This window comes from Streptomyces sp. NPDC046465 (assembly GCF_040646035.1).
Lineage (GTDB): Bacteria > Actinomycetota > Actinomycetes > Streptomycetales > Streptomycetaceae > Streptomyces.
The window spans coordinates 84,214-99,259 of sequence record NZ_JBEYZK010000014.1 but is presented as its reverse complement, the minus strand read 5'-3'; the positions used below and the strand labels follow the sequence as shown (position 1 = coordinate 99,259).

General features: G+C 69.0%; 12 protein-coding genes and 1 pseudogene. 4 read left to right on the top strand and 9 right to left on the bottom strand.

Going from position 1 to position 15,046, the window contains the following annotated elements:
• Window positions 1-78 precede the first annotated feature (78 nt).
• Together ABZ953_RS22620 and ABZ953_RS22615 are read left to right on the top strand one after the other, a co-directional pair.
• Window positions 79-1,020 (top strand): annotated as a pseudogene (locus tag ABZ953_RS22620) (sensor histidine kinase); the annotation flags it as partial.
• Window positions 1,017-1,640 (top strand): response regulator transcription factor, encoded by a 624-nt coding sequence (locus tag ABZ953_RS22615; protein WP_361726671.1) that lies wholly within the window; start codon window positions 1,017-1,019, stop codon window positions 1,638-1,640. The pseudogene ABZ953_RS22620 and the gene ABZ953_RS22615, both read left to right, overlap by 4 nt.
• A gap of 82 nt (window positions 1,641-1,722) precedes the next feature.
• Here the strand turns inward: ABZ953_RS22615 and hisS are convergent, their stop codons facing one another.
• Both hisS and ABZ953_RS22605 read right to left on the bottom strand, forming a co-directional pair.
• Window positions 1,723-2,988, bottom strand: coding sequence for a histidine--tRNA ligase (hisS, locus tag ABZ953_RS22610; protein WP_361726669.1), 1,266 nt, complete (start codon window positions 2,986-2,988; stop codon window positions 1,723-1,725).
• A gap of 13 nt (window positions 2,989-3,001) precedes the next feature.
• The gene (locus ABZ953_RS22605; RefSeq protein ID WP_361726667.1) at window positions 3,002-3,715 is read right to left on the bottom strand and encodes an MBL fold metallo-hydrolase; all 714 of its coding nucleotides are present in this window, start codon (window positions 3,713-3,715) and stop codon (window positions 3,002-3,004) included.
• Window positions 3,716-3,882: 167 nt separating this feature from the next.
• Between ABZ953_RS22605 and ABZ953_RS22600 the strand changes: the two genes are divergently transcribed.
• A complete protein-coding gene (locus ABZ953_RS22600) occupies window positions 3,883-4,707 on the top strand; it encodes a peptidylprolyl isomerase (RefSeq protein WP_361726665.1) in 825 nt (274 codons plus the stop codon).
• Between the two features lie 134 nt (window positions 4,708-4,841).
• Window positions 4,842-6,074: a DUF349 domain-containing protein gene (locus ABZ953_RS22595; RefSeq protein WP_361726663.1), complete on the top strand. Its 1,233-nt coding sequence runs from the start codon at window positions 4,842-4,844 to the stop codon at window positions 6,072-6,074.
• Between the two features lie 89 nt (window positions 6,075-6,163).
• Here ABZ953_RS22595 and ABZ953_RS22590 read toward each other — a convergent pair whose 3' ends face one another.
• From ABZ953_RS22590 to ruvB, 7 genes are all read right to left on the bottom strand, one after another.
• Complete coding sequence (locus ABZ953_RS22590) at window positions 6,164-8,704, bottom strand: RelA/SpoT family protein (RefSeq protein WP_361726661.1); 2,541 nt, start codon at window positions 8,702-8,704, stop codon at window positions 6,164-6,166.
• A 266-nt stretch (window positions 8,705-8,970) separates the two neighbouring features.
• Complete coding sequence (locus ABZ953_RS22585; protein WP_361726659.1) at window positions 8,971-9,429, bottom strand: hypothetical protein; 459 nt, start codon at window positions 9,427-9,429, stop codon at window positions 8,971-8,973.
• A gap of 197 nt (window positions 9,430-9,626) precedes the next feature.
• Window positions 9,627-10,175, bottom strand: a complete 549-nt coding sequence (locus ABZ953_RS22580) for an adenine phosphoribosyltransferase (protein ID WP_361726657.1) — start codon at window positions 10,173-10,175, stop codon at window positions 9,627-9,629.
• On the bottom strand, window positions 10,172-11,299 hold the full coding sequence (gene secF / locus ABZ953_RS22575; protein ID WP_361726655.1) for a protein translocase subunit SecF: 1,128 nt from the start codon (window positions 11,297-11,299) through the stop codon (window positions 10,172-10,174). Before secF ends, ABZ953_RS22580 begins: the two co-directional genes overlap by 4 nt.
• 1 nt (window position 11,300) lies before the next feature.
• Window positions 11,301-13,067, bottom strand: coding sequence for a protein translocase subunit SecD (gene secD, locus ABZ953_RS22570; RefSeq protein ID WP_361726654.1), 1,767 nt, complete (start codon window positions 13,065-13,067; stop codon window positions 11,301-11,303).
• Between the two features lie 165 nt (window positions 13,068-13,232).
• The gene (gene yajC / locus ABZ953_RS22565) at window positions 13,233-13,694 is read right to left on the bottom strand and encodes a preprotein translocase subunit YajC (protein ID WP_361726652.1); all 462 of its coding nucleotides are present in this window, start codon (window positions 13,692-13,694) and stop codon (window positions 13,233-13,235) included.
• Between the two features lie 197 nt (window positions 13,695-13,891).
• Window positions 13,892-14,989 carry a Holliday junction branch migration DNA helicase RuvB gene (gene ruvB / locus ABZ953_RS22560; protein WP_361726650.1) on the bottom strand — a complete coding sequence of 366 codons (1,098 nt, stop codon included), beginning with the start codon at window positions 14,987-14,989 and terminating at the stop codon, window positions 13,892-13,894.
• Window positions 14,990-15,046: the final 57 nt, after the last annotated feature.

Sequence of the window (15,046 nt, the reverse complement as noted above, 5' to 3'; positions counted from 1 at the left end):
CCGCACCCGGACGGGTGTCCACCGTTCGATGGACATAAGGAGGCACGTACGGGGGCCCGCCGCTACGTCGCGGGCACGATCCTGCTCTTTCTGCCGCCGGGGGTGCTGGTCGGCGAGACCCGGCTGATGACCTTCGCCCTCATCCCGATGTGCTTCATCGCGCTGCGGACGCGGCCCGCGCTGGTCGCCGTCGTCGTTCTCAACGTCGTGCCGGTGGCGGGCTGGGCGGTGCTGTGGCGCCCGTCCGCGCAGGACGTCTTCTACAACTCGGTGTTCGCCACGGTCACCCTGGTCTTCTCGGTGGCCGTCGGTGTCTGGACCTTGCGGGTCATCGAACAGAGCACGGAGCGGGCCCGGCTCATCGCCCAACTGGAGGCCAGCCGCGAGGAACTCGCCCGGCTCTTCGCCGAGCGCGGCGCCCTCGCCGAACGGGAACGGATGTCCCGGGAGATCCACGACACCCTCGCACAGGGCTTCACCAGCGTCCTGATGCTCGTCCAGGCCGTCGACGCCGAGCTGGCCCGCGACGTGCCCGCGGCCCGCCGCCACCTCGCACTGATGGAGGCCACCGCACGGCAGAACCTCGCCGAAGCGCGGGCCCTGGTCGCCGGTGGCGTCCCGGCGGACCTGGACTCCGGACCGCTGCCGGACGCGGTACGCCGCCTCGCCGCCCGCCACGACGCCGACGTCACGGTCACCGGTGAGGTGCGGCCGCTGCCGCCCGGCCTGGAGGTGGTCGCCCTGCGCTCCTGCCAGGAAGCGCTCACCAACGTACGCAGACACGCCGGACCCGGCGCCTCGGCCTCCGTCACCCTGACGTACGCACCCGGCACGATCGGCCTCTCGGTGCGCGACACCGGGTGCGGCTTCGATCCCCGCGCGTCCCACCAGGGGTACGGCCTGCGGGGACTGCGGACGCGGGCCGCCGAGGTCCGCGGCACCGCCGACGTGGTCAGCGGCCACGGCGAGGGCGCCACCGTCACCGTCCTGCTCCCCGTCCCCGAGAGGAGCACCCGGTGATCCGCATCGTGCTCGCCGACGACCACCCCGTCGTACGCGAGGGGCTGCGCGCCATGATCGGTGCCGAGCCCGACCTGGAGGTCGTCGCGGAGGCGTCGAGTGGTCCGCGCGCGGAGGCCCTCGCGGCCGAACTGCGCCCCGACATCGTCCTGATGGACCTGCGGATGCCCGGCGGGTCCGGCGTCGAATCGATCGAGCGCATGGCCGCCACGGGGCTGGCGTGCCGGGTGATCGTCCTCACGACGTACGAGACGGACCGCGACATCCTGCGCGCCGTGGAGGCGGGCGCGGCGGGCTATCTGCTCAAGGACCTGGCCCGCAGTGAGCTCGCCGACGCGGTACGGGCGGCCGCGCGGGGCGAGACCGTGCTCGCGCCGTCCGTCGCGGCGCGCCTCGTGGACCAGCTGCGCAACCGGCCCGCGCGGCCGCGGCTCTCCGAGCGTGAGACGGCGGTGCTCCGGCTCGTCGCCGAGGGCTGCACGAATGCGGAGATAGGGCGTCGGCTGTACGTCGCCGAGTCGACGGTGAAGACGCATCTGCTGCGGATCTTCGGGAAGCTGGACGTCGACGACCGCACCGCCGCGGTGACGACTGCTCTGCGCTTGGGTTTGCTGGACTGAGCGCCCCTCCCGGGAGGGGCGAGGCCTCGGGGCGCTGCCCCGGACCCCGCTCCTCAAGCGCCGGAGGGGCTCAGCTGCGGGCTCAGCGACTCAGCTTGGCTGTCAGGGCCGCCACGATCTCGTCCACCGCTACCGCCTCCTGCTCACCGGACTCCATGTCCTTGAGCTGGACGACGCCCTCGGCGAGGTCACGCTCACCGGCGACGACGGTGAAGCGCGCACCGCTGCGGTTGGCGTTCTTCATCGCGCCCTTGAGCCCCTTGCCCCCGAACGAGAAGTCCGCCGCGATCCCGGCCCTGCGCAGCTCCGTCACCTTGGCGAACAGGACCCGGCGTGCCTCGTCTCCGAGCGGCACCGCGAAGACGCTGGTGGCCGCGGGGATGGCGAGCTCGACGCCCTCCGCCTCCAGGGCCAGCACCGTGCGGTCCACGCCGAGCGCCCAGCCGACCGAGGGCAGCGAGGGGCCGCCGATCATCTCGGACAGGCCGTCGTAGCGGCCGCCGCCGCCCACCGCGGACTGCGAGCCGAGGCCGTCGTGGACGAACTCGAAGGTCGTGCGGGTGTAGTAGTCCAGGCCGCGGACCAGCTTCTCGTCGTCCTCGAAGGCGACGCCCGCCGCGGTGATCAGCTCGCGGACCTGCTCGTGGTACTCCTTGCACGCCTCGCACAGGTGGTCGCGGAGCGAGGGCGCGCCCACGAGCTGCTTCTGCACGTCGGGCCGCTTGTCGTCGAGGACGCGCAGCGGGTTGATGTCGACACGTCGACGTGTCTCCTCGTCCAGGTCGAGCTCGCGCAGGAAGTCCTGCAGCGCGGCCCGGTAGACGGGACGGCACTCCTTGTCGCCGAGGGAGTTGAGCAGGATGCGGAAGTTCCGCAGGCCGAGGGCGCGGTACGCCTGGTCGGCCAGGATGATCAGCTCGGCGTCGAGCGCCGGGTCCTCGGCGCCGATCGCCTCGGCGCCGACCTGGGAGAAGTGCCTGTAGCGGCCCTTCTGGGGGCGCTCGTAGCGGTAGTAGGAGCCCGAGTACCAGAGCTTGACCGGGAGGTTTCCGGCCTTGTGGAGGTTGCCCTCCAGGGCGGCGCGCAGCACGGAGGCGGTGCCTTCGGGGCGCAGCGCGAGTTCGTCGCCGCCCTTGGTGGTGAAGGCGTACATCTCCTTGGTGACGATGTCGGTGGACTCACCGACTCCGCGCGCGAACAGCTCGACGTTCTCGAACCCGGGCGTCTCGATGTAGCCGTATCCGGAGTTGCGCAGCGGCGCGGCGATCGCCTCGCGCACCGCCAGGAACTTCGCGGAGTCCGGCGGAAGCAGGTCGTACGTGCCCTTGGGGGCCTTGAAGGTGCTCACGGAATTTCTCTCGTCACATTCCTCGTCGCGGGGCGGACGTCTCGTCCGCGCCCAAGCCGGCGGCCACCTGCCGCAGATACGGGTTGGTGGCGCGCTCCTGGCCGATGGATGTCTGGGGGCCGTGGCCGGAAAGCACCACGGTCGAGTCGTCGAGCGGCAGGCACACGCGGCCCAGCGATTCGAGGATCTCGGTGTGGCTGCCGCCGGGCAGGTCCGTGCGTCCGATGGAGCCGGCGAAGAGCAGATCACCCGAGAAGAACACCGAGGGAATCTCCTCAGTCTCGGGCATCTGGAAGGTCACCGACCCCTTCGTATGGCCCGGCGCGTGCGCGACGGAGAAGTCGAGGCCCGCAAGGCTCAGCTCGGCGCCGTCGGTCAGCTCCCGCATGTCGTCGGGCTCCCCCACCGTCAGCTCGCCCATCAGCGGCATCCCGATGGAGCGGCCGAGCGCCTTCTCGGGGTCGCTCATCATGTACCGGTCGGAGGGGTGGATCCATGCGGGAACGTCGTGCGCTCCGCACACCGGGACGACCGAGGCGACGTGGTCGATGTGGCCGTGGGTGAGAATGACCGCGACGGGCTTGAGCCGATGCTTCTTGAGCGCGTCCTCGACTCCCTGGGCGGCCTGGTGGCCCGGGTCGATGATCACGCACTCCTCGCCTGCGGCGGGGGCGACCAGGTAGCAGTTGGTGCCCCAGGCCCCGGCGGGAAACCCGGCAATGAGCACGATCGTCCTTCGTTCGTCGTCCGGCGGCAGGTGACCGCGGCCCCCGGCGGGAGAACGCGGCAGATCAGAGCCTACCGGCGCTGCCGATTCCACAGGTAACCCATATACGGTACGGGGCACACTCAGGCGGCCCCGGAAAGGGGCCCCAGGCAAAGGGGAGAGACCCGGTGGTCAGCAACGAGCAGCGGCGGCGGCAGCTCGCCCGGGAGAAGTTCGCGCGCCAGCAGGAGCGGCGGGAGACCGCGCGGCGCAGGTCCCGGATGCGCAACGCGGTCGTGGCAGGGGCGCTCGCGGTGGTGGTGGCGGGCGGTGCGGTGTCGTACGCGGCGGGCGCCTTCGACGGCGACGGGTCGTCGAAGGACGATGCGGCCGCGCGGCCCACCAGTACGCCCAAGGACCCGTGCGCGAAGGCGGCGCCGGGCAAGGTGAAGCCCCTGAGCTTCAAGAAGGAGCCGGCGCTCACCATCGACAGGTCCGCCGACTACACGATGGACCTCAAGACGACGTGCGGCGACATCGGTCTCCAACTGGACGCGGCGAAGGCCCCGCACACCGTCAACTCCTTCAACTTCCTGGTGAACAAGGGCTATCTCGACCACACCAAGTGCCACCGCCTCACCACCGGCGGCATCTACGTCCTGCAGTGCGGCGACCCCCGCGGCAACGGGCAGGGCGGTCCGGGCTATTCGATCCCGGACGAGAACCTGAAGGACAAGCGCCTGAAGGGGAAGGTGTATCCGGCCGGGACGGTCGCCATGGCGAACCAGTACAACGCGTCGAAGAAGCAGGGCAGGAACTCCGGCGGCAGCCAGTTCTTCCTCGTCTATCAGGACAGTCAGCTGCCGCCCGACTACACACCGTTCGGGACCATTTCCGATTCCGGGATGAAGGTTCTGAAGAAGATCGCGGCCGCCGGTGAGAGCAGCGGGCGGGGCGACGGCGCACCGAACGCGACGGTCGTCATCGACAAGGCCACCGTCACGAAATCCTGACTGCCGGTGGGCAAACTTCGGTCGCGCGGGATGCGGACAGCCGCCCCGCCGGTCGCCTATGTTGGCGGTGACGAAACTGTGGACGATGCCGGGGGCCCCAAGGCCCTGCGCAGGCATCATGTGGAGGAGGCGCTGTGAGCAGCGACCCGTGGGGCCGCGTCGACGAGACGGGGACCGTGTACGTGCGTACGGCCGACGGCGGCGAGCGAGTGGTCGGATCGTGGCAGGCAGGATCTCCGGACGAGGCCCTCGCTTACTTCGAGCGCAAGTACGACGGTCTGGTCGTCGAGATCGGACTTCTCGAGCGCCGGGTGAAGACAACCGACCTGTCGGCCAAGGACGCCATGACCGCCGTCGACCACCTGCGCCAGCAGGTGGACGAGGCGCATGCCGTCGGCGATCTGGACGCCCTGGGCAAGCGGCTCGACAAGCTCGTGGAGAGCGTCGAGTCGCGCCGCGAGGAGCGCAAGGTCCAGAAGGCCAAGCAGTCCGACGAGGCACGGCACGCCAAGGAGGCCCTGGTCACCGAGGCCGAGGAGCTGGCCCGGAGCGAGCAGTGGCGGGCGGCGGGTGAGCGGCTGCGGGCCCTGGTGGACACCTGGAAGGGTCTGCCGCGCCTGGACCGCAAGTCGGATGACGAACTCTGGCACCGCTTCTCGCACGCCCGCTCGGCGTTCTCCAAGCGGCGCAAGGCGCACTTCGCGTCGCTCGACGCCCAGCGCGAAGAGGCCCGTAAGGCCAAGGAGAAGCTGGTCGGCGAGGCCGAGGCGCTGTCGAGTTCGGCGGACTGGGGCCCGACGGCCGCGCGCTACCGCGAGCTGATGGCCGACTGGAAGGCCGCGGGCCGCGCCCAGCGCGAGCACGAGGACGACCTGTGGAACCGCTTCCGCGGCGCCCAGGACGTCTTCTTCGCGGCGCGCAGCGCGGTCTTCGCGGAGCGCGACGCGGAGCAGGGCGAGAACCTCAAGCTCAAGGAGGAACTGGCCGACGAGGCCGAGAAGCTCGTCCCGGTGACGGATCTGAAGGCGGCCCGAGCCGCGTTCCGATCCATCAACGAGCGCTGGGAGGCCATCGGCCACGTCCCGCGTGACGCCCGCCCGAAGGTCGAGGGCCGGATGCACGCCGTGGAGCGGGTGCTGCAGGAGTCCGAGGAGGCCGAGTGGCGCCGGACGAACCCGGAGGCACGCGCGCGTGCCGCGGGGCTCACCGGCCAGCTGCAGGCGGCCGTGGACAAGCTGCACGGTCAGATCGAGACGGCGCGCTCCGCGGGCAACAACGCGAAGGCCGACAAGCTCCAGAGGGAGCTGGACGGCCGCCAGGCGCTGCTCGACCAAGCGGTGAAGGGGCTGCACGAGTTCGGCGGCTGAGCGGTTGAGCGGCTGAGTTGAGTTTTCTGCTGTCTACGTAGAGGGGCTCCCGTACATCGCGTACGGGAGCCCCTCTACGTAGTGCGGTCCTACGGCCTGCGTGTCGACGTCACCCGGTACACGTCGTACACACCCTCCACTCCCCTGACCGCCTTGAGGACGTGCCCCAGGTGCTTGGGGTCGCCCATCTCGAAGGTGAAGCGGGAGGTGGCCACGCGGTCGCGTGAGGTCTGCACGGCTGCCGACAGGATGTTCACGTGCTGGTCCGAGAGGATGCGCGTGACGTCGGAGAGGAGACGCGAGCGGTCCAGTGCCTCGACCTGGATGGCGACCAGGAAGACCGAGGACTGGGTGGGGGCCCACTCGACTTCGAGGATGCGCTCGGGCTCGCGCGAGAGCGAGTCCACGTTGACGCAGTCGCTGCGGTGGACCGATACGCCGCTGCCGCGGGTGACGAAGCCGATGATGGGGTCGCCGGGGACGGGCGTGCAGCAGCGGGCCAGCTTGACCCACACGTCCTCGACGCCCTTGACCACGACGCCCGGGTCGGCGTTGGAACGCCGCTTGCTGCGCCCGCGCGAGGGCGGCGCGCTCTCGGCGATGTCCTCGTTGGCCGCCTCTTCGCCGCCGAGGGCCTGGACGAGCTTCTGGACGACGGACTGCGCGGTGACGTGGCCTTCGCCGATGGCCGCGTAGAGGGAGGAGATGTCGGGATAGCGCATCTCGTGCGCGAGCGTGACCAGCGAGTCACCGGTGAGGATCCGCTGGATCGGCAGGTTCTGCTTGCGCATGGCGCGCGCGATGGCGTCCTTGCCCTGCTCGATCGCCTCGTCGCGGCGCTCCTTGGAGAACCACGCACGGATCTTGTTGCGTGCCCGCGGCGACTTGACGAAGCCGAGCCAGTCGCGCGACGGGCCCGCGCCCGCGGCCTTGGAGGTGAAGACCTCCACCAGGTCGCCGTTGTCCAGGGTCGATTCGAGCGGCACGAGGCGGCCGTTGACCCGCGCCCCTATGGTGCGGTGGCCGACCTCGGTGTGGACCGCGTACGAGAAGTCGACCGGCGTGGCACCCGCCGGGAGCGCTATGACGTCGCCCTTCGGCGTGAAGACGAAGACCTCGTTGCGGGAGAGGTCGAAGCGGAGCGACTCCAGGAACTCGCTGGGGTCCTCCGTCTCCTTCTGCCAGTCGAGCAACTGGCGCAGCCACGCCATGTCGTTGAGGTGGTCGTCCTTGCCACCGGCCTTGCGCGGCACGTCGGTGCGCACCTTGGAGGCACCGGCGACGGCCTCCTGCTTGTACTTCCAGTGCGCCGCGATGCCGTACTCGGCGCGGCGGTGCATGTCGAAGGTACGAATCTGCAGTTCGACGGGCTTGCCGTTGGGGCCGATGACCGTCGTGTGCAGCGACTGGTACATGTTGAACTTGGGCATCGCGATGTAGTCCTTGAACCGCCCCGGAACCGGGTTCCAGCGGGCGTGGACGGTGCCCAGTGCCGCGTAGCAGTCGCGGACCGTGTCGACGAGGACGCGGATGCCCACCAGGTCGTAGATCTCCGCGAAATCACGGCCGCGGACGATCATCTTCTGGTAGACGGAGTAATAGTGCTTCGGACGGCCTGTGACGGTCGCCTTGATACGGGCCGCGCGCAGGTCGGACTGGACCTCGTCGGTCACTATGGCGAGGTACTCGTCGCGCTTGGGGGCACGCTCGGCGACCAGGCGCACGATCTCGTCGTACATCTTGGGGTAGAGGATCGCGAAGGCGAGGTCCTCCAGCTCCCACTTGATGGTGTTCATGCCCAGGCGGTGCGCCAGCGGAGCGTAGATCTCCAGGGTCTCGCGGGCCTTCTTCTCCTGCTTCTCGCGCTTGAGGTACCGCATGGTGCGCATGTTGTGCAGGCGGTCGGCGAGCTTGATGACCAGGACGCGCGGGTCCTTGGCCATGGCGACGACCATCTTGCGCACGGTCTCGGCCTGCGCGGCCTCGCCGAACTTGACCTTGTCCAGCTTGGTGACGCCGTCGACGAGCAGGGCGACCTGGTCGCCGAAGTCGCGCTTGAGGGTGTCCAGGCCGTACTCGGTGTCCTCGACGGTGTCGTGCAGGAGCCCGGCCATCAGCGTGGCCGGGTCCATGCCCAGCTCGGCGAGGATGGTCGTCACGGCGAGCGGGTGCGTGATGTACGGGTCGCCGCTCTTGCGCTTCTGACCGCGGTGCCAGCGCTCGGCGACCTGGTAGGCCCGCTCGATCTGGCGCAGCGTGGCCGTCTCGATCTTGGGATCGTTGCTGCGCACTATGCGCAGCAACGGCTCCAGAACCGGGTTGTACGGGTTGGAGCGCTGGACGCCGAGCCGGGCGAGCCTGGCCCGCACCCGATTGGAGGAACCGGAACGCCCCGGCTGCCCCGTGGCGGGCCGGATCGCGGGGGCCGTCGGATGGTGGTCCGCGGGCGGCTTCGGGCGGGGCTGCTCGGCCGGTTTGTCGCCCCGAGAGACCTCTCCCTGGGCGCGCTGCGCGGACGTGCCGCCCTGCGCGCCGTCTGCCTTCTGCGCGGGCGCGGCGGAGCCCGCCGAGGCCTGCTTGGCCTTCTGGGCGGCCGCGGCGGCGGTGAGTGGCTGGGACTCGTCTGGCAAGAGCGCTCCCTGTGCGCGATCGGGGTCCCCCGGTCAGGCCCCGAAGAACCCATGGTATCGATTCTGAGGGTTAGTCTCTCCTGCGGTTGGCGAGACGGCTGTGAACAGGGAAAACCGCTTGTGGTTGACGCTCGGCGCACCAAATCACTGCGCCAGGAGTCTTTGCTGGAGGGCCCGGATCGCTCCGGGCCCTCCAGGTCACCGAGCGTGTCGGTCAGGCACAGCACCTGACCGACACGGACCGCCGGTCGTATCGCGACTGGCTGTTAGCGCCACTTGAAAAGGGCGGCACCCTTTACCTTGATAGCCTTATTGGCAGCCACGTTCCCCCACGGGACATTCTTAATGAAGCCGGTCTTCCCGCAGCCTGCGTTGTACCACTTCTCCCGGCCATTCTTGAAGCCCTTTACCTTGATACAGGGCCTACCACGCTCAGCAGTCCACTGGTATCCGGTCTTAAAGCCCGGGTAGCCGAAGACGGCGCATGTGCGGTCCGTAATCTTAGTCCACCGGCCCGGAATGCCGACTGCATTCTTCCAAGGGTTTGAGCAGCGAACACTGATAGTGTCCGATGCGCGCCCTTCAGCGCCCTTTATGACTATGCTGCCGGACGCCGACGTCTTTGCCTGCGACGGCGCCGCGTTCACCGGGGCAGCTGCCGCCGACATCGCGGCGACAGACGCTACGGCCACCGCTCCTGTGGCGAACTTACGCGAGATCGACACTTGGTCCCCTCCGTTTGGATTCACTCACTTATTCCCCCTTGCGGGGTGGTCGATATCGATCCTGTCAGTGAACCCCTTGGCACCACAAGTAACTTGAGCAACATTTGAGCCAGCACCGAGTTCGAAACGGCGTCAGGGAAAAGAGAAGGGTGCTCCGAGAGAACCTCGGAGCACCCTTAAGGCCGTTTCACAATTGATCAGACGACGATCAATGCCTCCAATGCCGCCCCATCCAGCGGGGCCCGAAGTCGCTGACGACCGCCCAGAGCCGCCAACTCCATGAGTACGGCAACGCCGGCGGCCTCTGCGCCGGCTCGCCGAATAAGCCGCAGCGCCGCTTCGGCGGTACCTCCAGTGGCCAAGACGTCGTCGATGACCATGACGCGGTCGCCCGCGGCCAGGTCCTCGGCGTGCACCTCGATCTCGGCGCTGCCGTACTCCAGGTCGTAGCTCTGCTTCAGCGTCGCCCCGGGGAGCTTGCCCGCCTTGCGTACGGGGATGAAGCCGAGCCCGGCGCGGAGCGCGACGGGGGCGCCGAGGATGAAGCCGCGGGCCTCCAGGCCGACGATCTTCGTGGCGCCGTGCCGCACGCTGAGCTCGGCCAGGGTGTCCGTGAGCGCCGAGAACGCGGCCGGATCGGCCAGGAGCGGGGTGATGTCCTTGAACATCACGCCCGGCACCGGGTAGTCCGGGACGTCACGGATGCGGCTGAGCAGCAGCTCCGTGACGCCTGCGAGCTCGGTCATCGGCGCTTCCCCGACGGGCGTCCCTTGCCGCGGCTGCGGGACGCGGGCTGCGTGCGGGGACCGACGACGGCCGGTGCGGCGTCATCGGCCAGGTCGTCGTCCTGCGGGTCATCGGCATCGGCGGACACCGGCGCCTCCGCGGACTCGCCCTTCGCCGCGGCCGCCGCGCGCTTGGCGAGCACCCGCTTCTTGAGCGCCTTCATCTGCGGCTCGAGCTCCTTGAAGTCGGCGACGAGCGGCGTGGCGATGAAGATCGAGGAGTACGCACCGGCCGCGAGGCCGACGAACAGCGACAGCGAGATGTCGTTGAGCATGCCCGCGCCCAGGGCGCCGCCACCGATGAACAGCAGGCCCGCCACCGGGAGCAGCGCGACGATCGTGGTGTTGATCGAGCGCACCAGGGTGCCGTTGATGCTGCGGTTGGCGAGTTCGCTGTAGGTGTACCTGGTCTGCTTGGTGATGTCCTTCGACTGCTCCTTCAAGCTGTCGAAGACCACCACCGTGTCGTACAGCGAGTAACCGAGAATGGTCAGCAGACCGATCACCGTGCCCGGAGTGACCTCGAAGCCGACCAGTGCGTACACACCCACGGTGATCGTGATGTCGTGGATCAGCGCGATCAGTGCGGCCAGGGCCATGCGCCACTCGAAGGCGATGGCCAGATAGATCACCACGAGGACCATGAAGATCGCCAGGCCCTGCCAGGCCTTGTTCGCGATCTGGTCGCCCCAGCTGGGGCCGACGAGGTCGGCGTCGATGGCGTCGGCCTTGACGTCCAGGTCCTCGGCCAGCGACTTCTTGATCTGGTCGGACTTCTTGATGTCGACGCCCGCGATCTGGATGCGGAGCTTGTCGTCACCCAGCTTCTGGACGATCGCGTCGTGGCCGGAGGCCTTCTCCGCGGCCTCTTCGGCGCGCGAGACCGAAGCGCTGGTCTTCGGGGTGTTGAAGACGGCACCGCCCTCGAACTCGATGCCCATGTTCAGGCCGCGCACCGCCAGGCCGACGATGGCCGTGATGGTGATCAGTATCGAGATGCCGTACCAGATCTTGCGCTTGCCGACGAAGTCGTAGCCGACCTCACCGCGGTAGAGCCTGGCGCCGAGATTGCCCAGTTTCGACATCTCACGCCTCCTTCGGGTCGACAGGGCCGGCGGGGGGAGCGGGGGCGCGGCGGGACCGGCGCAGCGGGGGCTTGGCGCCGAGCCGCTGCGGGTCGAGGCCGGACCACTTGTGGCCGTTCGCGAAGAACTTCTTGCGCGCCATGAGCGTCATCAGCGGCTTGGTGAAGAAGAACACGACGACGACGTCGAGCAGCGTGGTCAGGCCGAGCGTGAACGCGAAGCCCTGCACCTTGCCGACCGTGACGATGAAGAGCACGGCCGCGGCGAGGAACGACACGAAGTCGGAGACCAGGATGGTGCGCCGGGCGCGCGGCCAGCCACGCTCGACGGCGGGACGCAGCGTGCGGCCCTCGCGGATCTCGTCCCGTACGCGTTCGAAGAACACGATGAACGAGTCCGCGGTGATGCCGATCGCAACGATCGCACCACACACCGCGGGCAGGTTGAGCGCGAACTTAATGGTCGGGCCGAGCAGCGTCATGATCGTGTACGTCAGCGCGGCGGAGACCAGGAGGCTCGCGATGGCGATGAGCGAGAGGCCGCGGTAGTAGGCCACGAGGTAGACGATGACGAGCGCGAGGCCGATGGCACCGGCGATCAGACCCGCCTTGAGCTGCTCACCACCGAGGGCCGGGCTGACCGTGGTGACGCTCTGCTCGTGGAAGGTGAGCGGCAGGGCACCGTACGAAAGAATGTTCGCCAGGTCCTTGGCGGACTCCTGGTTGAAGCTGCCGGAGATCTCGGCGTTGGTGCTCAGGGTCGTACCGACGCTAGGGGCCGAGGCCACTTCACCGTCGAGGACGATCGCGAACTGGTTCTGCGGAGACTGCTGCTGCGAGAGCTTGCTCGTGATCTTCGAGAACTTCTTCGCGCCCCCCTTGGTGAACTCCATGTTGACGACCCAGGCGCCCGTTTCCTGCCTGATGGTCGCCTTGGCGTCGTCGACGTCCTTACCGTTCAGCTCGGCCGGGGCAAGGATGAATTTGTCCCACGTCTTGCCATCAGGGCTCTTGCCGCAGGCAATAGTGGGATCGGAGGGCTTGATACCCCGGCCGGCCCCCGCGCGGGCCTTCTTGTCGGTGCAGTCGAGCTTGGTGAACTGCTCCTGCAGCTTGGCGGTGGCCGGGTCCGGGGTCGGCGCCTTCTCCTGCTTGCCGTCCTTCGGGTCCTTGGCCTTGTCCGACGGCGTCGGGTCGTCCTTCAGCGCCTCGCTGACGGCGCGGCCCTGGGGCGATGCCGTGCCGGTCGGGGACTTCGCCTTGTCGGTGGCGTTGTCCGTCGCCTTGTCCTTGCCCTTGTCCTTGCCCTTCTCCTTGTCCGTACCGGACGAGGGGCTGGCGGACGGGTCGGGCATGGGCTGTCCTGCGGCCTGCGTGAGCACCGGGCGGAAGAAGAGCTGAGCGGTCGTGCCGACCTGCTCGCGCGCCTGCTTCTCGTTCGACCCCTTGGGAATGTTGACAATGATGTTCTTGTCGCCCTGGGTCTGAACCTCGGCCTCGGAGACACCCAGGCCGTTGACGCGGTTGTTGATGATGTCAACCGCGGTGTTCATGTTGGTCTGGTTGATCGCGTTCTTCTGGCCCGGCTCGTTCTTGGCCTCGAGCGTGATGCTCGTGCCGCCTGCGAGGTCGATGCCCAGACGCGGCGTGGTGTGCCCGGAAAGGAACATTCCCCCCGTGAGCGCCACGAGGGCGATCAGGATGAAGACCAGAGAGCGTCCCGGCTTGCCCGGGGCACTCTGCCTTCGGCCCTTCTTCGGTGCTGCCACCTTCTCGTTCTCCCTGTCCAACCGCCCGGCAGCCGGTCTGCCCCCGTACCGTGCGGGGAGGCCCGGGCGGGCGGCCATGAAGTGGTGTCGAGATTCGGCGCGAAATGCACGTGATCCGGGGCCCGTGGCGCGCGAGCGGCGCGCCCCCACCGACCCCGGTCGTGACTACTTCGCGTCGGACTCGCCGTCGGTCTTCTTCGGCTCCGCGTCGTCGGCCCCGGCGGGCTCGTCCTTCTTGCCGAGGTCGATGCGCGAGTCGTCGGAAGCGTCGGCGGGCTCGTCGGTCTCGGTCAGGGAAGAGGCGTCGTCCGGAACGACGGGGGTGTCCTCTTTCAGGTCGTCCTCGGTGCCGTGCACGATGCGGTTGTACTCGTCGTCGTCGAGGACGGCGCCGATCGAGTTCTTCGCGTAAACCGCGTGGACACCGGGGGCCACCTCAAGGAGGACGGCTTCGTCGTGGACCTCCTTGACGGTGGCGTACATGCCCCCGATCGTGCGGATGCCGGTGCCGGGATGCATCTCGTTACGCATCGTCGCGGCGGCCTGCTGCTTCTTCTTGGCAGACCGGGTCATCAGGAACATGGCCCCGATGAGCACGATGAAGGGGAGGAGGGTCACGATATTCACGGGACGGAGTTTCCTTCGCACGACCGCGCAGGTAAGCGGCCATTGGGATGGGGGTGGGTACGCCACCCGCAAGGGCGGCATCGGCGGAGTCTAAGCGAGTCCGCACCTAAGGAACAACGCTCAGCATGGCACCGCAGTTCCTGAGCGGTCGACTCTCCGCGCCGTTCCCCTTCGGGCACGGCGCCGTCTCACGGACCTCACGCCCCGAACAGGTCCTGTTGTCCCTTTCCGCCCGCCTGGCGCGGGGGTACGAGGCCGAGGTGCGCCCAGGCCGCGGGCGTCGCGACGCGGCCGCGCGGGGTGCGGGCCAGCAGTCCCTCCCGTACGAGGAAGGGCTCCGCCACCTCTTCGACGGTCTCGCGCTCCTCCCCCACGGCGACCGCGAGCGTCGACAGGCCGACGGGCCCGCCGCCGAACAGCTTGAGCAGGGCTTCCAGGACGGCACGGTCGAGGCGGTCCAGGCCGCGCTCGTCCACTTCATAGACCGCGAGGGCCACGCCCGCGATGTCCTTGGTGATCGAGCCGTCGGCCTTGACCTGGGCATAGTCCCGGACGCGGCGCAGCAGGCGGTTGGCGATACGGGGCGTGCCGCGGGAGCGGCCCGCGATCTCGGCGGCGCCGTCGGAGTCGATCTCCACGTCGAGCAGCTGCGCTGAGCGGTGGACCACCCGCTCCAGTTCGTGGGGTTCGTAGAACTCCATGTGGGCGGTGAAGCCGAAGCGGTCGCGCAGCGGCGGGGGCAGCAGGCCCGCGCGCGTGGTGGCGCCGACGAGGGTGAAGGGCGGCAGTTCGAGGGGGATGGCGGTGGCGCCGGGGCCCTTGCCGACGATGACGTCGACGCGGAAGTCCTCCATCGCCATGTAGAGCATCTCCTCGGCGGGCCGCGACATCCGGTGGATCTCGTCGAGGAAGAGGACCTCGCCCTCCTGGAGGGAGGACAGGATCGCGGCGAGGTCGCCCGCGTGCTGGATGGCGGGGCCGCTGGTGATGCGGATCGGGGCGCCCATCTCGGCAGCGATGATCATCGAGAGGGTGGTCTTGCCGAGGCCGGGGGCGCCGGAGAGCAGCACGTGGTCGGCGGTGGCGCCACGCGCGCGTGCCGCCCGCAGGACGAGGTCGAGCTGCTCGCGGACCTTCTCCTGACCGATGAACTCGTCCAGGTCCTTGGGGCGCAGGGCGGCCTCGACCGCCTGGTCCTCGCCGTCGGCGACCGAGTCCACCAGCCGCTCCGCGGCGGGCCCCACGAGCCGCTCGGCCGCGGCGGCCGCTTCGTCGGTCGTGTCGTCCCAGTTCATGCGGTGTGCCTCGCGATGCGGTTCAAGGGGGGGGTGGCCGGCGGGTGCGTACGGAAG